This window comes from Rhizobium sp. Root1204, assembly GCF_001424965.1.
Taxonomy (GTDB): Bacteria; Pseudomonadota; Alphaproteobacteria; order Rhizobiales; family Rhizobiaceae; genus Pararhizobium.
In genome coordinates this window covers 137,378-155,766 of sequence record NZ_LMCZ01000040.1, presented here as the reverse complement: position 1 = coordinate 155,766, position 18,389 = coordinate 137,378, and the positions used below count along the sequence as shown (strand labels likewise).

The 18,389-nt window shown below is 60.4% G+C and carries 16 protein-coding genes; 7 read left to right on the top strand and 9 right to left on the bottom strand.

All coding sequences use genetic code 11. From position 1 onward, the window contains the following. Positions 1-135 precede the first annotated feature (135 nt). From ASC96_RS25120 to der, 3 genes are all read left to right on the top strand, one after another. Positions 136-723, top strand: coding sequence for an NnrU family protein (locus tag ASC96_RS25120; RefSeq protein ID WP_037098849.1), 588 nt, complete (start codon positions 136-138; stop codon positions 721-723). Between the two features lie 118 nt (positions 724-841). Further along, the gene (locus tag ASC96_RS25115) at positions 842-1,513 is read left to right on the top strand and encodes a tetratricopeptide repeat protein (protein WP_060505798.1); all 672 of its coding nucleotides are present in this window, start codon (positions 842-844) and stop codon (positions 1,511-1,513) included. A 67-nt stretch (positions 1,514-1,580) separates the two neighbouring features. Next, positions 1,581-2,999, top strand: a complete 1,419-nt coding sequence (der, locus tag ASC96_RS25110) for a ribosome biogenesis GTPase Der (RefSeq protein WP_037098845.1) — start codon at positions 1,581-1,583, stop codon at positions 2,997-2,999. Between the two features lie 21 nt (positions 3,000-3,020). Here the strand turns inward: der and ASC96_RS25105 are convergent, their stop codons facing one another. The 3 genes from ASC96_RS25105 to ASC96_RS25095 all read right to left on the bottom strand — a co-directional run bounded on the left by ASC96_RS25105 (position 3,021) and on the right by ASC96_RS25095 (position 4,647). After that, positions 3,021-3,410 carry a type II toxin-antitoxin system VapC family toxin gene (locus tag ASC96_RS25105; RefSeq protein ID WP_037098844.1) on the bottom strand — a complete coding sequence of 130 codons (390 nt, stop codon included), beginning with the start codon at positions 3,408-3,410 and terminating at the stop codon, positions 3,021-3,023. Further along, a complete protein-coding gene (locus tag ASC96_RS25100; protein ID WP_037098842.1) occupies positions 3,407-3,661 on the bottom strand; it encodes a type II toxin-antitoxin system prevent-host-death family antitoxin in 255 nt (84 codons plus the stop codon). The genes ASC96_RS25105 and ASC96_RS25100 overlap by 4 nt, the downstream gene beginning before the upstream one ends. A gap of 65 nt (positions 3,662-3,726) precedes the next feature. Further along, positions 3,727-4,647, bottom strand: coding sequence for a sugar kinase (locus ASC96_RS25095; RefSeq protein WP_037098840.1), 921 nt, complete (start codon positions 4,645-4,647; stop codon positions 3,727-3,729). Positions 4,648-4,892: 245 nt separating this feature from the next. On the opposite strand from ASC96_RS25095, the gene ASC96_RS25090 reads away from it, so the two are divergent. Then, positions 4,893-6,536 carry an alpha-glucosidase gene (locus ASC96_RS25090; protein WP_037098837.1) on the top strand — a complete coding sequence of 548 codons (1,644 nt, stop codon included), beginning with the start codon at positions 4,893-4,895 and terminating at the stop codon, positions 6,534-6,536. Positions 6,537-6,592: 56 nt separating this feature from the next. Here the strand turns inward: ASC96_RS25090 and ASC96_RS25085 are convergent, their stop codons facing one another. Together ASC96_RS25085 and ASC96_RS25080 are read right to left on the bottom strand one after the other, a co-directional pair. Beyond that, the gene (locus ASC96_RS25085; RefSeq protein WP_060505797.1) at positions 6,593-7,654 is read right to left on the bottom strand and encodes a pyridoxal-phosphate dependent enzyme; all 1,062 of its coding nucleotides are present in this window, start codon (positions 7,652-7,654) and stop codon (positions 6,593-6,595) included. A 77-nt stretch (positions 7,655-7,731) separates the two neighbouring features. Further along, positions 7,732-8,205 (bottom strand): Lrp/AsnC family transcriptional regulator, encoded by a 474-nt coding sequence (locus ASC96_RS25080; RefSeq protein ID WP_060505796.1) that lies wholly within the window; start codon positions 8,203-8,205, stop codon positions 7,732-7,734. Positions 8,206-8,326: 121 nt separating this feature from the next. Here ASC96_RS25080 and ASC96_RS25075 point away from each other — a divergent pair, with 121 nt between their 5' ends. Further along, on the top strand, positions 8,327-8,941 hold the full coding sequence (locus tag ASC96_RS25075; RefSeq protein ID WP_060505795.1) for a glutathione S-transferase family protein: 615 nt from the start codon (positions 8,327-8,329) through the stop codon (positions 8,939-8,941). A 9-nt stretch (positions 8,942-8,950) separates the two neighbouring features. On the opposite strand, the gene ade is transcribed toward ASC96_RS25075, so the two are convergent. The 3 genes from ade to ASC96_RS25060 form a co-directional block, all read right to left on the bottom strand. Next, positions 8,951-10,648: an adenine deaminase gene (gene ade, locus ASC96_RS25070; protein ID WP_060505794.1), complete on the bottom strand. Its 1,698-nt coding sequence runs from the start codon at positions 10,646-10,648 to the stop codon at positions 8,951-8,953. Positions 10,649-10,839: 191 nt separating this feature from the next. Further along, positions 10,840-11,946 (bottom strand): branched-chain amino acid ABC transporter substrate-binding protein, encoded by a 1,107-nt coding sequence (locus ASC96_RS25065; RefSeq protein ID WP_060505793.1) that lies wholly within the window; start codon positions 11,944-11,946, stop codon positions 10,840-10,842. Between the two features lie 282 nt (positions 11,947-12,228). Next, positions 12,229-13,557: an aspartate aminotransferase family protein gene (locus tag ASC96_RS25060; protein WP_060505792.1), complete on the bottom strand. Its 1,329-nt coding sequence runs from the start codon at positions 13,555-13,557 to the stop codon at positions 12,229-12,231. A gap of 265 nt (positions 13,558-13,822) precedes the next feature. On the opposite strand from ASC96_RS25060, the gene ASC96_RS25055 reads away from it, so the two are divergent. Together ASC96_RS25055 and ASC96_RS25050 are read left to right on the top strand one after the other, a co-directional pair. Then, entirely contained in the window at positions 13,823-16,090 is a 2,268-nt protein-coding gene (locus ASC96_RS25055) for a glycoside hydrolase family 9 protein (RefSeq protein ID WP_244482311.1), read from the top strand. Continuing rightward, positions 16,087-17,232, top strand: a complete 1,146-nt coding sequence (locus ASC96_RS25050; RefSeq protein WP_060505791.1) for a Gfo/Idh/MocA family oxidoreductase — start codon at positions 16,087-16,089, stop codon at positions 17,230-17,232. Before ASC96_RS25055 ends, ASC96_RS25050 begins: the two co-directional genes overlap by 4 nt. On the opposite strand, the gene ASC96_RS25045 is transcribed toward ASC96_RS25050, so the two are convergent. After that, positions 17,227-18,294: a Gfo/Idh/MocA family oxidoreductase gene (locus ASC96_RS25045; protein WP_162246392.1), complete on the bottom strand. Its 1,068-nt coding sequence runs from the start codon at positions 18,292-18,294 to the stop codon at positions 17,227-17,229. The two genes, ASC96_RS25050 and ASC96_RS25045, sit on opposite strands and share 6 nt — an antisense overlap. Positions 18,295-18,389: the final 95 nt, after the last annotated feature.

Here is an 18,389-nt window from a genome sequence, read left to right as displayed (position 1 = left end):
CGGGAACCTTGGGCGGCGAATGCGGGATTGCGTTCCCTGAGCCAAGAATGCGGCAATCCTTTGATCGGACTGGAAAACAAGCCGCATTACCGCTATGCGATAGTTCTGAATTCATAACAGTTGCGGGTATCCTTCATGGCCTTTCTCATTCTCGGTATCGTCATCTTCCTCGGCATCCATCTGGTGAAGAGCTTTGCGCCCGGTCTTCGCGCTGCGGTCGTCGAGCAGGGCGGCACCGGGCTTTGGCATGCCATTCATGGTTTCTGTGCTCTTCTGGGGCTTTGTCTGATCGCCTATGGTTTCGATCTGTCGCGGGCAACGACCGGCATGCTCTACACGCCGCCGAAGTTTCTCACCCATATCGCCCTGACGCTGATGCTGATCTCCTTCGTCTGTCTGGCAGCTGCGTTCCTGCCTGCCGGAAAAATCAAGGCTGCCACCAAACACCCGGCGATCCTGGCCATCAAGATCTGGGCACTGGCGCATCTGATGGCCAATGGCGAGGTCAACTCGGTGCTGCTGTTCGGCACGTTCCTTATCTGGGGCGTGATCTTGCGCATCTCGATGAAGCGCCGCTGGCGTGCAGGCGAGATCAAGCATCCGGTGTTCGTGTCTTATAAATACGATGCCATCGCCGCGCTTATCGCCCTTGTTGTCTACGTGTTGTTTATCTGGAAGTTGCACGAACTGCTGATCGGCGTTGCGCCGATTGTAATGGGGTAAATGGCGCTAATCGGGGCTAAATCGCGCTGCCCCCTTACAACGGCCTCAAAATACGGTAGAAGCGCGGAAATCTTTACATCCATCTTTGCAGGGAAGGCCGGGAAACCGGAACTTAGGAATGGCGAACCAGGACGACAGCTTTATCCGCGAAGTCAACGAAGAATTGCGCTCTGAACAGGTGAAAGCCGTCTGGACGCGGTTTGGCAGCGTCATCATCGGGATCGCAATTCTCATTGTTGTCGGCACGATCGGCAAGGTCGGTTACGAGTATTGGCACGAGACATCGGCCTCGCAATCGGGCGACGAATTCCTGGCAGCCTTGACGTTGTCGCGGGAAAACAAGACGGATGAAGCGCTGGCCGCCCTCGCCACGCTCGAAAAGGATGGCTACGGCGCCTATCCGGTTCTGGCGAAAATGCGGGCAGCAACCTTGCAGGCGCAGAAGGGCGATACGGCAGGCGCCGTCAAGGTCTTCTCCGACATCTCCAAGGATGCCAGCCTGCCGCAGGCAATGCGCGATGCTTCCCGCCTGCGTGCCGCCTATCTGCTGGTCGATACCGGCACCTATGAACAGGTTTCGGCAGAAGCTGAACAGCTTGCCGTTCCTGGTAATGGCATGCGTCATTCGGCCCGTGAAGTGCTCGGTCTTGCAGCCTACAAGGCTGGCGATATGCCCAAGGCCAAGACCTGGTTCCAGCAGATCGTCGATGATGCCGAGACACCGCGCAATCTGGCAAACCGCGCCCAGATGCTGCTTGACCTGATTACCGCCAGCGGAAAGGCTGCCTGAACGGGCGCCCGAGAAAACAACATTGGAGCGTGACCGTTTGCGGGTGCTCTGAAGACAGGATTATTCGATGAACTTCACCGTCGCCATCGTTGGGCGCCCCAATGTCGGAAAGTCGACGCTTTTCAACCGTCTGGTTGGCAAGAAGCTGGCGCTCGTTGACGATACGCCGGGCGTTACCCGCGACCGCCGTCCGGGCGATGCCAAGCTTGTCGACTTGCGCTTCACCATCATCGATACCGCCGGCCTCGAGCAATCCGGGCCGGAAACCCTGCAGGGCCGTATGTGGCTGCAGACGGAAGCGGCCATTGAAGAAGCCGACCTGACGCTGTTCGTTGTCGACGCGAAATACGGCCTGACGCCGGCCGACGAGACACTCGGCAAGATGCTGCGCCGCCGCGGCAAGCCGGTCGTGCTGGTTGCCAACAAGTCGGAAGCCAAGGGCTCCGACGGCGGCTATTACGATGCCTTTACGCTGGGACTTGGCGAACCCGTCGCCATTTCGGCCGAACATGGCCAGGGCATGATCGACCTGCGTGACGCCATCGTCGCAGCGCTTGGCGAAGACCGCGCCTTTCCGCCTGAGATCGACGAGCCGGAGACCAATGTCGACCTGCGCGGCGACGAAGACCTGAACGACGAAGATTTTGAGCCGGAATACGACGAGACCAAGCCGCTGCGTGTGGCGATCATTGGCCGCCCGAACGCCGGCAAGTCGACGCTGATCAATCGCTTCCTTGGCGAAGACCGCCTTTTGACCGGTCCCGAGGCCGGCATCACCCGCGACAGCATTTCCGTCGAATGGGACTGGCGCGGCCGCACCATCAAGATGTTCGACACCGCCGGCATGCGCAAGAAGGCGCGGGTGCAGGAGAAGCTGGAAAAGCTCTCCGTCGCCGACAGCCTGCGCTCCATCCGCTTTGCCGAATCGGTCGTGATCGTTTTTGACGCGACCATTCCGTTTGAAAAGCAGGACCTGCAACTGGTCGATCTTGTTGCCCGCGAAGGCCGCGCCGCGATCCTTGCTTTTAACAAGTGGGATCTGGTTGAGGATACCCAGGCGCTGCTGGCCGATCTGCGCGAAAAGACCGAGCGGCTGCTACCGCAGGTCCGTGGCATCCGCGCCGTGCCGATCTCCGGCCAGACCGGCTACGGTCTCGACAAGCTGATGCAGTCGATCATCGACACCGACAAGGTCTGGAACCGCCGTATTTCGACTGCGCGGCTCAACAAGTGGCTGGAATCGCAGCAGATCCAGCACCCGCCACCGGCCGTTTCGGGCCGCCGCCTGAAGCTGAAATACATGACCCAGGTCAAGGCCCGCCCGCCGGGCTTCATGATCTCCTGCACACGGCCGGATGCTGTGCCGGAAAGCTATATCCGCTATCTGACAAACGGCCTGCGCGCCGATTTCGAAATGCCGGGCGTACCGATCCGCATTCACTTGCGCGCGTCGGAAAATCCGTTTGAGAACAGGAAGAAGCGGTAGACTCCGGGACTGGGCATTGCCCTACCACGTGATGAAGGTCGGGCTATAGGCCGCAATCTTGCTGTCGCGGGTGACGAGGATCAGCGGCTCGGTGATCGCCTGCGCGATCAGCAGGCGATTGAATGGATCAGGGTGAGTGGTGTCCAGATTTCCCAGTGCTGCGGCGTGGGCAACGGTGAGGTTCAAGAAATCATATCCGACATTGGTGAAATGCCGGATTGCTTCCTCCCCATCGAAGGGAGGACTGTCCTTGCGTCCGAGCCGGAATTTCAGCGCGATTTCCCATATACTGGCTGCGGAGACGAAAACATCGTTGCTCCGGTTTGAGAGAATTTGGCGTATGTCTGACGGTAGGCGGTGTATCGCCGTCAGACTCCATATGGCCACATGGGTATCGAGCAGCAGCCTCATTCCGGCTTGACGCCGAAGAGTTCGGCAATCTCGTCATCCAGCGCATTGAAGTCCTCGAGAGACATGTCCGGAAATTGCCCTTGAAGAAGACCAAGCCGTCTTGGCGGCTTTTCATTGGCGGCTAGCGGAACCAGTCTCGCTGCCGGTTTGCCGTCGCGCGCAATGATGATCTCGTCTTCGGCGCCGCTTTCAACGGCGCTGACAAGTTGGGAAAGGCGCGTCTTGGCTTCCAGCATATTGACGATCGTCATCGCATCTCCCCTTGGCTAAGGTTGACCAAAGGTAATGCCGGAAGCCCGGAATTGCAACGATGAGCCTACAGGCTCGCTTCGAACTTGTCTCTGGAAACAAGGGCTCCGTGATGCTGAATGACCGTCGCTGCTGCTTCTGCCGCAAACCGCGCCGCAACGCTGGCGTCACCATCGACGGCATAGCGGGCAAGGAAGGCGCCGTTGAAACTGTCGCCGGCGCTGGTCGTGTCGACGATCTTTTCGACATTGGCGGAGGGGACGAACTGGAGCGGCGTATCACCAAAACTCAGCGTCACGCCCTTTGGTCCATCCTTCACCACGATATTATCGACGCCAAGGCCGCGATAGCGGGCGATGGTTGCCGCAATGTCGGCATCGCCGAAATGCGCCTGTTCGTCGTCAAAGCTCGGCATGACGAGGCTGGAGGCGCGGGCGCCGGCCGAGACCGTTTCGCGCATATAGGTCTTGTCGTCCCACAGGCGCGGCCTGATATTGGGGTCGAAGATGACAAGTTTGCCCGCAGCCTTGGCGCGGCGCAGTTCGGACAGCAGCGTTTCGACGGCTGAAGGGGCGAGAATGGCAAGGGTGATACCGGAAAAGACGATGATATCGGAGGCTTCGATGGCGGCGCGCAGATGGGTGGCGTCGTCGGCCAAGGTCTTGGCGGCCGAGACCGAGCGCCAGTAGGAAAAGCTGCGCTCGCCATCTTTCAAATGGATCATGTAGAGCCCGGGAGAACGGCCTTCAACGCGGCGGATGGCGCTAGTGCCGACCCCGGTCTTCTCGATGAAGGCCAGCATCTCATCGGAAACCGTATCGGTGCCGACGGCGGTCAGGTAATCGACCGACCAGTCGTGTGGAAGGAACAGCCGGGCATAATAGGCAGTGTTGAACGTGTCGCCGGCATAGCCCTTGCGCAGCAGATCACCCTCTGCCTGCATCAGTTCCACCATGCATTCGCCGATCGAAAGCAGCCTGCCTGTCATGAACTTCTCCCCGTTCTTCATGCTTTGCGAGAGCCGAGATACGGCTTACCGGCGGGGAAGGCAAGCGGATGCCGCTGGTTGCGAGTTGATATAAGGTCCGGAAAATCTTGCGGTGCTTCATGCCCTGTATGATCATTTTTGCCTCGGCCCACCGCAATCGCCACAAACGGCCGGGAAGGCCGTTTACTCGCTCCTGCGGCAACGATACATCTTTCAACATATCCTTGTGATCGCGGAGCTTTTTGATGGCATCTCCCTTGACGTCCAATCCCGACTGGTGGCGCGGCGCGGTGATCTATCAGGTCTATCCACGCTCTTTCCAGGATACGACAGGGGATGGCCTGGGCGATCTCAAAGGGGTGACGCAGCGGCTGCCGCATATTGCCAGCCTCGGTGTCGATGCCATCTGGCTGTCGCCGTTCTTCACCTCGCCAATGGCCGATATGGGCTATGACGTTTCGGATTATTGCGATGTCGATCCGATGTTTGGAACGCTCGCCGATTTCGACGCCTTGTTGGCGACGGCGCACCGGCTTGGCCTCCGGGTCATCATTGATCAGGTGATTTCGCACACGTCCGACCAGCACCCCTGGTTCAAGGAAAGCCGCTCGGACCGCACCAATCCGAAAGCCGATTGGTATGTCTGGGCCGATCCGAAGCCGGATGGCACCGCGCCAAACAACTGGATGTCGATCTTTGGCGGACCCGGCTGGGAATGGGACGGGGTGCGCAAACAGTATTACATGCACAATTTCCTCGGCTCGCAGCCGGACCTCAATTTCCACAATCCGCAGGTGCAGGAAGCGCTGTTGGAAACGGTGCGCTTCTGGCTGAAACGCGGTGTCGATGGCTTCCGGCTCGACACGGTCAACTTCTATTTCCACGACAAGGAACTGCGCGATAATCCGCCGCTGGTTTATGACCCGGATGCGATTGGGCTCGATGCTCCGGACGTCAATCCCTACGGCATGCAGAACCACCTTTATGACAAGACGCAGCCGGAAAATATCGACTTCCTGCAGCGCTTTCGCGCCTTGCTGGACGAGTTCGGTGACCGGGCTTCGGTAGGTGAGGTGGGGGATGGTGCGCGATCGTTGAAGACGGTGGCTGCCTATACCGGCGGCGGCGACAAGCTGCATATGTGCTACACGTTCGACCTCTTGGGACCGGATTTTACCGCCACGCATATCCGCCGCTGCGTTCAGGCGTTTCAGGACGCGGTCACGGATGGTTGGGTCTGCTGGGCCTTTTCCAATCATGACGTCACGCGCCATATCAGCCGGTTTGCTGAGACGGCCGATGAGCGCGAGCGGATTGCCAAGCTGGCGATCTCAGTGCTCGCGGCGCTACGCGGCTCGATCTGCCTGTATCAGGGCGAGGAACTGGCCCTGCCGGAAGCGGAACTGCAGCTTGAGGATCTGCGCGATCCCTACGGCATCCGCTTTTGGCCGGCCTTCAAGGGGCGCGATGGATGCCGCACTCCGATGGTCTGGGAAAGGAAAGCCGCTCATGCAGGTTTCTCCAGCGCCAAGCCATGGCTGCCGGTGCCGGCCGAACATCTTGCGCTTGCCGTCGATCAGCAGCAGGAAACCGGTTCCGTTCTCGATCACTACCGCCAGACACTGGCCTTCCGCAAAGCGTATGTGCCGTTGCTCGATGGTGCGCTGACATTCCTCGACACCAATCAGGACATACTGGCGTTCACGCGGGATAAGGGCGGCGAGAAGCTGCTGTTCATCTTCAACCTGCACCGTGGCCCGCAGACCGTCAGCGTCCCGAAGGGCATGGTGATTGCCGATGTTATGCCGATGCCGGGATTCGCGCCGAAGTTCGATGGCGGCGAGATCCTGTTGGAGGCGATGGACGTGTTTTGCGGGCGGCTGGGATAGACACGGCTTTGCTATGGATACGGGATGACATCGAGAGATGCCATCCGTGGCACCGGTTATCCTTCATCCGGCAGCAGGCGGGCTACCAGACTGCGGGCAGCGGCGAGGTCGAGGGCACGGTCAAGGACGATGGCGTCGGGATGCGCCTCCGTCGCCACCAGAAGCACGGTGCTGGAGGCGGTAAGGCCTGCCAACTCCCGGAGACCCTCCTTGTTTGCCACATGTAGCAACCCTGCAAGACCGGCACTGCCGGATGGCGTGGTTTGGATGCCCGCTTCCTCATGCAGAAGTGTGGCTGCCTGCAAAAGTGCAGCTTCGCTGACAAGCACCGGCAGGGGATCATGCCGCCGCAGGATCGCCAGTGCCGGCGCCGATGCCTCGCCACAGGCCAGCATCTCGGCGCATGTGTGCAGCGATCCGGCGATGCGCACCACGTGTCCGGCCGCAAGGGCCGGTGCCACGCACGCTGCCTGCTCTGGCTCGACAATGGCAAGCCTGGCCGCCGGCAGCCCTTCCGCCATGGCGGCGGCAAGGCCGCCCACACCCGCCTGGACGAACTGATGGGAGACGGTCATGCCGATGGCTGCAAGTTGAGCATTGATCTCGCTGGTCATCGTTGCGTAGCCGGACATCACGTCGCGAACGATCGGGTCGTTCACATCGGCACTGGTATCCGGCACCAGGACGCCATCGACGCGGGCCGCCTCAGCGGCGGCATCCACCGCATTGTCATAGGTTCCCGCGACCCAGTAAACCGACGTGCCGAGCGCCAGGATGCGCTCTGCCCGCGAGCGTGGAACGCTGTGATGCAGGTATATTGTTGCAGGCGCGCCAGCGATTTTGGCCGCTGCCGCGACAGCCAATCCATGGTTTCCATCGCTGGCACAGATCAGGCGGGGCAGATCGCCGCGTTTCCGCAACTGGGCAATCGGCGTTCCAGTCACGCGGGCCAAGGCGCGCAGCGCCGCCGTCATGCCGCCCAGAATCTTGAAATTGCCAAAGGGTCGACTGCTTTCGATCTTGACGAGAACGCGCCCGACACCGGCGCGTTGGGCGAGGGACGGGCAGTCCGCGAGCGCCGTTGCGGCGGCGGGAACCTGAGGGGGAAAATGTGTCATGGGCAGAGTATGGTGCATTGCCATGCGGTAAAACCGCAGAGATAGTCGCATAGGCGCTGAAAAACTGTTTTTTGCGACTAGTCATCATCCAGAGCAACGGGAATGACCAAGCCGCGTTTGATGACGCCGAGCGCCACATTGGTGGTGAAGCGGCGGACATTGGCGTTTTCGGCGATCAGCCGTGACATCAACGTATCATAGGCATCCACATCAGGTGCGGTGACGATCAGCACGAAGTCCGATCCGCCGGTGATGTAAAAGGCCTGCTGGATCATCGGTTCGTTCGCCAGCCAGCGGCGCAGCTGGGCAAGAAGCTCCGGCCGTTCCCGCTCGACATCCAGCGCAACGATGAAGAATGTCGGCCTGCCCACCTGTTTGGGGTCCACCACCGCAATGTCGCGCTGGATGATGCCCGTTTCGCGCAGCCGCTTCAACCGCCGCTGGATCGCGGAAACGGAGAGAGGCACCACCGCAGCAAGCTGTTCGGCGGTCTGAGAGGCATCTTCCTGCACCAGGTTGAGCAAATGTCGGTCGAAGCGGTCGAGGTTCATGGAGGCATAGTACAGCCCCGAAACGCGGATAAAAAGCGATCTTGCGTCACTCAACGCGGCAGGACGGCGCGGCGATGCCTTAAACCTACCCGAGTGGACCAGATACTTTGGAATTATGTCAATGAAGCTTCTTTATCAGACTCATTCGCCCTTTGCCCGCAAGACGCTGGTCTTCGCGCATGAAGTGGGGATTGCTCATCAACTGGTTGTCGAGCATCACGAAACCAGCCCGACAAACCCCAACGCCGAGGTTTTCAATCGCAATCCGCTCGGAAAAGTGCCTGTTCTCCTGCGCGACGGCGTATCGCCGTTGTTCGATTCCGATGTCATTTGCGCCTATTTCGATACATTGCACGAGGGGCCATCGCTTTTCCCTGCCGACACCGAACGTCGATGGGCGGCACTGCGTTTGCAAGCCTTGGCTCAGGACATGGCCTATGCGGGTATCGGCATCCGCTGGGAAACGGCCCGGCGTCCCGAACATCTGCGCTATCCCGAGCTACAGGCAGGCTACGAACGAAAGCTCTTTGAAAGCTATCGTTGGCTGGATCGGGAAATCCAGAGTGACGAGCCTTTGCATATCGGCCATATCGCCGTTGCAACGACACTGGACTGGCTTGCCTTCCGGCACCTGCCACCGTTTCGGGCACACGCCAATCTTACTCGCTGGTTCGATGCGTTTGCACAGCGGCCGTCGATGCTGAAGACACCGCTTTCCGGCGAGACCCGGGACTAGAGAGCCGCCTCAGCTGATCAGCGTAAACTTGTCGACATCCACCAGCCCCATGTCCGAAATCTTTAGATGCGGGATAACGGGCAGGGGCAGGAACGCCAGTTGCAGGAAGGGCTCTTGCAGCGTTGCCCCGAGCGCGAACGCGGCCTGGCGCAGATGATGCAGCGTGTCGCGCACGCTCTCGTAGGGTTCAAGGCTCATCAGGCCAGCGACCGGCAGCGAGATTTCGCCGGTGACCTTGCCATCCTCGACGACAACGAAGCCGCCCTTGATCTGGCCGAGCCGGTTGGCGGCCAGTGCCATGTCGTCCTCGTTGACGCCGACGACGCAGATATTGTGGCTGTCATGGCCGACAGTGGAGGCAATCGCCCCTTTCTTCAACCCAAAACCCTGGACGAAGCCGTTGGCATGGTTGCCGTTGACGCCGTGGCGCTCGATGATGGCGACCTTGATGATGTCACGGCCAAGATCGACGCCGGCCTGATTGCCGGATGCGGGCAGCTTGTAGCGGCGGTGTTCGGTGATGATTTTTCCCGGCAGTACGCCGATGACGGACGTCTCTCCCTCGGCGTAGGGCACGCCGAAATCGGCGGCATTGATATGGCCAGCCTTGACGCTATCGAGACCGACCGGTGCGACGGGGCGGCGGGTGGCAAACAGGGCATCGTTGACGAGACGGCCACCGGCAAGCACGGCTTCGGCCTTGCAGTTTTCCAAGCTGTCGACGACCACCAGATCGGCGCGCCAGCCGGGTGCGACAAGGCCGCGGTCGCGCAGGCCAAAGGCGCGCGCAGCCGAGATCGAGGCGGCGCGGTAGACGGCGAGCGGTTCTACCCCTTTGGCGATCGCTTCGCGGATCATGTAGTCGAGATGGCCTTCTTCAGCGATGTCGAGCGGATTGCGGTCATCGGTGCAGAGTGCCAGGAACGGCGACAGCCGCTCGGTCAGGATCGGCATCAGCGCGTGCAGATCCTTGGAGACGGAGCCCTCGCGCACCAGGATATGCATGCCCTTGCGGATCTTCTCCAGCGCCTCAGCCGCAGTGGTGCATTCGTGATCGGTGCGAATGCCGGTGGAGAGATAGCCATTGAGATCAAGCCCGCTTAACAGCGGCGCGTGGCCATCGATATGGCCGCCCTGGAAGGCGTCGAGCTTGGCAAGGCAGACGGGGTCCTTGTGAATGACACCGGGGAAATTCATGAACTCCGCAAGGCCGATGACCTTCTCGTGGTTGCGGAAGGGCAGAAGCTTTTCGATTGGCAGGTTGGCGCCGGAGGTTTCCAGATGGGTGGCCGGCACGCAGCTCGAGAGCTGCACGCGGATATCCATGATGGTTTCGCAGGCGGAATCGAGGAAATACTGGATGCCCGTGGTGCCGAGCACATTGGCGATCTCGTGCGGATCGCAGATCACGGTGGTGACGCCATAGGGCAGCACGCAGCGGTCGAATTCATGCGGGGTGACCAGCGAGGATTCGATGTGCAGATGCGTGTCGATGAACCCCGGTACGACGATCTTGCCGGTGATATCGATTTCGGTGGTGCCGGTGTAAGTGCCGTAGGTGCCGACGATGCGATCGCCGCAGATGGCGATATCGGAGGCAACGAGGTCGCCGGTCACCAGATCGAAGAAACGGCCGCCTTTGAGCACGATATCGGCCGGAATACGGCCGGTGCCCTGATCGATCAGCTGTTCAAGTTTTTCGCTCACGGGTGCCTGCCTCTTGGGTGCTTGTCTGAAATATTGCTCACCGGAGCATAGAGGCTGATCGCCATCATTGCATACCGGGATATACCAGATCGGTGATTGTGACTGTGGATGGTGGCTGCGCTGTGGCCGACGAACCCCGCAACAAACGAAATCGGGCGCCGAAGCGCCCGATCCGTCATTGATTGCTCTGCTTACTCGGCAGAAACGATCTTGCCAGCTTCCCACTTGTAGAGCGAGAAGCTCTGCGAGGTGAGGTCGCCGGTTTCGCCATAGGTGACGTCGCCGATGGCGGTCTTGATCGGTTCGCCGGTTTTCAGGGCAGCGGTGACGGCTGCGGCGTCTTCGGCGCTGCCGGCCTTCTCGATACCGGCCTTGATCACTTCAACGGCTGCATAGGCGTTGAGCGTAAAAGCTTCCGGCGGGATGTTGACGGCCTGAAGGGCTGCAACGGCTGCCTTCGAGCTGTCGTTCTTCAGAGCGTCGGCCGCGTTGGTGAAGACCGTGCCGGCACCTGCGTCTGCGCCGATAGCCCAGAATTCGGTGTTGGACAGGCCGTCGCCGCCGATGATCTGGATCTGAGCGCCGATATCATGCAGCTGGCGCACCAGAAGACCGGCTTCCGGGTGGTAGCCGCCGAAATAGAGTACGTCGACCTTTTCAGCCTTCAGGCGGGTGGTGAGCGCGCTGAGATCCTTGTCGCCGGGTGTCAGCGAATCGTTGAAGACTTCGGTGACGCCACCGGCGTTCAGCGTTGCCTTGAAGGAATCGGCCAGACCCTTGCCGTAGGCGCCCTTGTCGTTGAGGATGCCGATGCGCTTGTCCTTGAACTGCTTCAGGACATAGGCTGCTGCGACTTCTGCCTGCTGGTCGTCACGGCCGCAGGTGCGCAGGATGGTGGCGAGGCCACGCTTGGTGAGGTCCGGCGTCGTCGCTGTCGGAGTGACCATCAGGATGCCGTTTTCAGCGAGAACGTCGGATGCCGGCATGGCAACGCCCGAGGTGACCGGGCCGACGACAAAGCGGATGCCTTCGCCGACGATCTGGTTGGCTGCCGAAACACCCTGCTTGGGTTCGCCGGCGTCGTCAGCCAGCTTCAGGACGACCTGTTCGCCGAGAATGCCGCCATTCTTGTTGATCTGATCGACGGCAACTTGGGCGCCGTTCTTGACCTGGTCGCCATAGGCGGCGACGGGGCCGGTCAGCGGCGCGATCAGGCCGATTACGATCTCGGCATGGGCGAGCGGCGCAAAGACCAGCGAGGCCGCGAGCGTGGCGCCCGACAATGTCTTGAATTTCATCTTGCGTCTCCTTTGGTGGGTTTGTTCCCCGCAGTGCCAGCGCTTCGGCTGCCGGGCTGGGCGGGTGAGACCTGCCAGCCGGAAAGCAACGTCAGTTCTGTTGAGGTGTCCGCCTTCTGTGAACGGATCGATCCCATGCTTCTCGTCTATGAACCCCGCCCGGATTCCGCAAGGCGATTTTTTGGGCAAAGTGCAAAATAATTGTTCAGATATTGCGCCAGACGGGACCGGGACCTCTGGTCCGGCCCCGTCTGGATGATTTTACGATCGTATCTTGTTCGTTTATGCGTTGGCGATCAGCACTTTGCGGATGCCGTCGACCAGTTCGTCGATCTCGGCCTTCGAGATGATCAACGGCGGCGAAAGGGCGATGATGTCGCCGGTGGTGCGGATCAGATAACCGCTTTCATAGGCCTTCAGGAAGGCGGAGAAGGCGCGTTTCGTCGGCTCTCCGGCGATCGGTGCCAGCTCGATCGCGCCAATCAGGCCGATATTGCGGATGTCGATCACATGCGGGCAGTCGCGCAGCGAATGCAGCGCATCGCCCCAGTAGGACGCAAGCTCGGCGCCACGGGTGAGCAGGCCTTCATCGCGATAGGTGTCGAGTGTGCCAAGCGCTGCGGCGCAGGCGATCGGGTTGCCGGAATAGGTATAACCGTGGAAGAATTCGATCATGTGCTCCGGGCCGCTCATGAAGGCGTCATGGATTTCGCCAGTGACGAACACGGCGCCCATCGGGATGACGCCGTTGGTCAGGCCCTTTGCGGTGACGATCATGTCCGGCTTGACGTCGAAATACTGGGCTGCGAACGGTGTGCCGAGGCGACCGTAACCAGTGATGACTTCATCGAAGATCAACAGGATGCCGTGCTTCGTGCAGATGTCGCGCAGTTTCTGCAGATAGCCTTTCGGCGGGATGAGCACGCCGGTCGAGCCAGCGACGGGTTCGACGATGACGGCCGCGATGGTCGAGGCGTCATGCAGTGTGACGATGCGTTCCAGTTCGGTAGCGATATCGCCGCCATGCTCCGGCTCGCCCTTGGTGAAGGCGTTCTTGTCTGGAAAATGGGTGTGCGGCATATGGTCGACGCCGGTCAGAAGCGTGCCGAACATCTTGCGGTTGGAAACGATACCGCCAACCGAGATGCCGCCGAAATTGACGCCGTGATAGCCACGCTCGCGGCCGATCAGGCGGGTGCGCGAGCCCTGGCCCTTCACCTTGTGGTAGGCAAGCGCCACCTTCAGCGCTGTTTCGACCGATTCAGAACCGGAATTGGTGTAGAGCACATGCTCCATGCCTTCTGGCGCGATATCGATCAGGCGGTTTGCCAGTTCGAAAGCCTTCGGATGGCCAAGCTGGAAGGCGGGAGCATAGTCAAGCTCGCCAGCTTGCTGCTGGATGGCTTCGGTGATCTGCGGGCGACAGTGGCCGGCGTTGACGCACCAGAGGCCGGCCGTGCCATCGAGCACCTGGCGGCCGTCATGGGTCGTGTAGTGCATGTCCCTCGCCTTGACGAACATGCGCGGTTCTTTCTTGTACTGCCGGTTGGCAGTGAACGGCATCCAGAAGGCGCTGAGATCGTTCGGCGTGGCATTGAGGCGGTTCGACATCATGTTCTCCGTGGCGCGTACGGTCTGGCGGCCAAATCCAGTGGGTTTCGGTTAAATCTTTACCTGATGGTCAAACTATCAGGGCGCTTTTCGCGGTCAAGCCTCGGCCTGACGACGTCAGAACCTGGCGCAGATCGGCAATGCCCAAGTTTCGGCGGCCCGGAAACATTTGGAAACAGGGCTTGCATCCAATCTTTTCCGAAGGTTAACCTGTTTGCAGCAGAGTGGCGCCGCGTTCCCGCAACACGCGCTCAGGATAGATATTTTGCCAAAATTTGCAGCCAGCCTGATGCTCGCGCTTTTCGTCAGTCTACCAGCGCAAGCAGAAGCAGCAGACATGATTGCCGATGGCGCCTTTGAAAAGGGGCATGATGGCTTCTGGGCGGCTGGTGGAGTCGCGCTGGCGCGCGAGCATGGCAAGTTGTGCGCCGATGTCGAGGCGGGCGGTACCCCTTGGGACCGGCTGCTCGGTCTCAACGATCTTCAGTTCGAACCGGGAAAATCCTATCGCCTGACAATGGTGCTCGAAGCCAAGGACGCGCACACATTCCCGGTCACGATCCAGCGGAATGCCGAACCCTGGACGGCGCAGGCAACCTTCGAAGCCGGGACCAAGGCCGGGAAGGTGGAGTTTTCGGCCGCTTTCACGGCAACGGAGAAAGATCCGGCCCAGATCATCTTCCAACTGGGCGGAGCGCAAAAAACTTGGCGCGTTTGCCTGGATGATGTGGCACTGCGCGAAACAAAGCCTGACAGGCTCGAGGCAACCGCGCGAAAGACGATGTACGCGCTACCGGCACTGGTCAATCAAACCGGCTATTTTCTCGATGGGCCGAAGCGGGCGACGATCTTGTCGGAGGCGACCGATCCGTTGCCGTTCAAGCTGGAAGACGAAAATGGTGCCGCAATCGGCGAGGGGATGACGGCGCCTGCCGGTTTCGATCCGACGGTCGAGGCCAACACACAGATCGCTGATTTTTCGGCTTTTGCAACGGCAGGCGAGGGCTACCGCCTGGTCCTCGGCGGGAAGAAAAGCCTGCCGTTTTCGGTCGGCCACGATATCTATGGCAAACTGCGCGTCGATGCGCTGTCCTGGTTCTATCCGCAGCGCAGCGGCATCGAGATCAAGGGCGATATCGCTGGCGAGGCCTATGCACGGCCGGCCGGACATGTGCAGGAAAGCCCGAACCACGGTGATACGAAGGTAACCTGCCTGACAGGCAAGGTCGCCACCAAGCTCTATGGCAAGGACTGGACCTGCGACTATACATTGGATGTCTCTGGCGGCTGGTATGATGCGGGCGACCAGGGGAAATATGTGGTCAATGGCGGTATCGCCGTGTCGCAGCTCTTGAGTACGTTCGAACGCGGGCTGGTTTTCGGCGATGGGGCTTCGCCGGTTTTGAGCGACAGCCTGTCGCGCATTCCTGAAAACGGCAATGGCATTCCCGATATCCTCGACGAAGCACGTTGGGAACTTGAATTCCTGATGAAAATGATGGTGCCTGACGGTCAGCCGCTGGCCGGCATGGTGCATCACAAGGTTCACGATATCAAATGGACCGGGGTGCCAATGCTGCCACATCTCGATCCGGAACTGCGCGTGCTGCACCGCCCCTCGACGGCGGCAACGCTCAATCTCGCTGCTGTAGCGGCACAGGGCGCCCGGCTGTTTGCGACCTATGACAGGGAGTTTGCGCAACGCCTGCTCGCTGCCGGTCAGAAGGCATGGCTGGCCGCCGCCGCCCATCCCGCTCTCTTCGCGCCGGGTTCCGACGGCTTGCAGGGCGGTGGCGATTATGGCGACGACGACATTTCCGATGAAACCTATTGGGCGGCCGCCGAGCTCTATATCACCACGGGAGAAGCCCGCTATCTCACGGCGCTGAAAGCTTCGCCGCATTGGGCCGGACCGGTCTTTCCCGCCGTCGGCGCGTTCGATTGGCGCAGCGTAGCGGGTCTCGGCCGTCTCGATCTGGCGCTTTATGGCGACAATCTTGAGCCCGATGACAAGGCAATGGTGATGGCATCCGTTGTATCAGCTGCGCGGAATTTCCTCAGCCTGCAGGCAAAGGAGCCGTTCGGGCATATCTACCGGCCGGCCAACAATCGCTACGACTGGGGATCAAACCAGCTCATTTTGCAGAACATGATCGTTGTTTCCGCCGGCTATGACCTCACGGGCGAATTGCCGTTTCTCAATGGCGTGCGGGAAAGTATCGACTACATCCTCGGGCGCAACGCGATGAACACATCCTATGTTACCGGTTACGGCAGCGTCTTTGCCAAGAACCAGCATAGCCGCTGGTATGCCCATCAGGTCGATAAAACGCTGCCCAATCCGCCTGTCGGTACGCTGGCCGGCGGGCCGAATTCGACACTGGTCGATGATGTCGCGCGCGCGCGCCTGAAGGGCTGCGCACCACAGACCTGCTATATCGATGACATCATGGCCTGGGGCACCAACGAAATGACGATCAACTGGAATGCACCGCTGGTCTATATCGCCTCGTTCCTGGCGGATGCGCGATGAACGGACAGACGGGCATCGCTTTCATCGGCACGGGCTTCGTCGCCGATTACTACATGACGACGCTGGCCAACCACCCGCAACTGCAGCTGGCGGGTGTCTGGGACGTCGACCCCGATCGCTTAAAGCAGTTTTGCAACTACTGGAACGTTCGCGCCTATGCCTCTGAAGCAGAATCGCTTTCCGATCCTGCTGTCGTCATCATCGTCAACCTGACGACGCCGGAAAACCACCATGCCGTCAACCGGGCGGCGCTGCTGGCAGGCAAACATGTCTATTGCGAGAAGCCTCTGGCCATGACGGTCGATGAGGCGCGGGAGTTGGTATCGCTTGCTGCGGAGCGAGGTCTTATCCTTGCCGGCGCACCGGCCAATGCGCTCAGCGATGCCTGTGGTCATTGCGCCGAAATCCTCCGCTCCGGTGTCATCGGCACGCCACGTCTTGCCTATGCCGAGATGGAGGACGGACCCGTCTTTCGCGACAAATGGCAGGAATGGCGCAGCCGCTCTGGTGCGAAATGGCCGGCAGTGCACGAATTCGAAATTGGCTGCACGCTCGAGCATGCCGGCTATGCCGCAAGCTGGCTGGTGTCGCTGTTCGGACCAGTGTCGAATGTCGCGGCTTTTTCCGCGCTCACCTTTCCCAACAAAGGCCCGGGCACCGAAGGCCTTGACCTTGGCCCTGATTTTTCCGTTGGCTGCCTGACCTTCAAGTCGGGGCTTGTCGCTCGTTTGACCAGCGGTCTGGCGGCGCCACGGGACCGGTCGCTGACGATCGTCGGCGACAAGGGCACGATCGTCGTGCGCGATCTCTGGGACAATCGCTCGCCGGTCCATGTCGAACTGAGTGGTGGCAAGCGGCCGCTGCTGCATCGGCTGGTCGAGCGCATCGAGTGGCAGTTTCAGCGAAAGTTCCCGTTTCGGCTCACTGCCGGAAAACCGGTCGTCTATCCGCAGGCAGCGCAGAAGAACAGCCTGCCGGCCTATCCCTCACAGATCGATTTTGTCCGCGGGATTGCAGCGCAGGCGGACGCGATCAAGGCTGGCAACCGGCCGCTGTTTTCCGGCGAAACGGCATTGCATCTGACGGATATCGTGCTTGCGCTCAATGCCGGCAAGCGGGACCATACACCGACGGCGCTATGAAGGCGGCAGTGACCGGATAGTTTCGATGATGCGGAGTGCTTCGGCGCTGGCGCTGAGCGGCATTTCCGATTGCTGCTGTTGCCCTGCCAGGATGGCACGGCTCACAGCCGCGATCTCGAACTGTAGCCCATCGCCGGGAAAGCCATGCCGATAGACCGTGAGGCCGGGCAGGGGCAGCCGGCGGGCCAACTTCCCGGCTGCGCGTGACAGGCGGCTCGACCCGGAAGGAACTGCAAGGTGATGGGCGATGCGGTTTCTCGTCAGGATGATCCGGTTTGCCCGCAGGAACGGAGCATCGATCACCAGGCTGCCGGTTTCGCCTTCGATGATGAAGCGATTGGTCCCATTGCGGTCGAAACCGCAGGACAGCCTTGCCTGGAAACCGTCATAACCGAGCGCGACATCCGCTGTCATATCGACACCCGTGGGTGCGGCCGACCAGCGCCCCGATATCGTCTGCGGCGAGCCGAACAGCGAGAGCGTGAGGGCGATCGGGTAGACACCCAGATCAAGCAGCGAGCCACCGCCGAGCGACGGTGCAAAAAACCGACTGCTGGCATCGAAGGTCTTGGCATAGGCGAGTTCGGCGCGGATGCCGGCGATGGCGCCGATCGTCCCATCGGCCAGAAGCTGCTTTAGATGATTGATCGCGGGCAGGAAGACAGTCCAGAGTCCTTCCATCGCAAAGGTCTGTTTTTCCGCGGCCAGGTCGGTGAGTGCCTGCGCCTCGGCTGCAGTCGCCACGAGCGGCTTTTCGATCAGTACGGGCTTTCCGGCGTTGAGTAGCGCCCGAGTCTGATCAAAATGAGTGGTGTTTGGCGTTGCGAGATAGACGGCATCGATCGATGGATCAGTGGCGAGGGTATTGATATCCGGGATGATGCGCAGTCCGCCGAAGCGGTTTGAAAAAACGGTGGCGGCCTCAAGCGTGCGCGAACAAACGGCAACCAGTGTTGCATTATCCGTCAGCCGTATGTCTTGGGCAAACGTCGTTGCGATGGAACCCGTACCAAAGACGGCCCATTTGAGGGAAGTTGCGGAAGGTGGATTTTGGGCAGTCATGGTCATGGCGCCGATACTGCAACGCCAAGTCTCAAAGTCGCGTAAACGTCATATGACGATCGCAACCGATCCATACTCCGGAGGCAAGCGCTTCC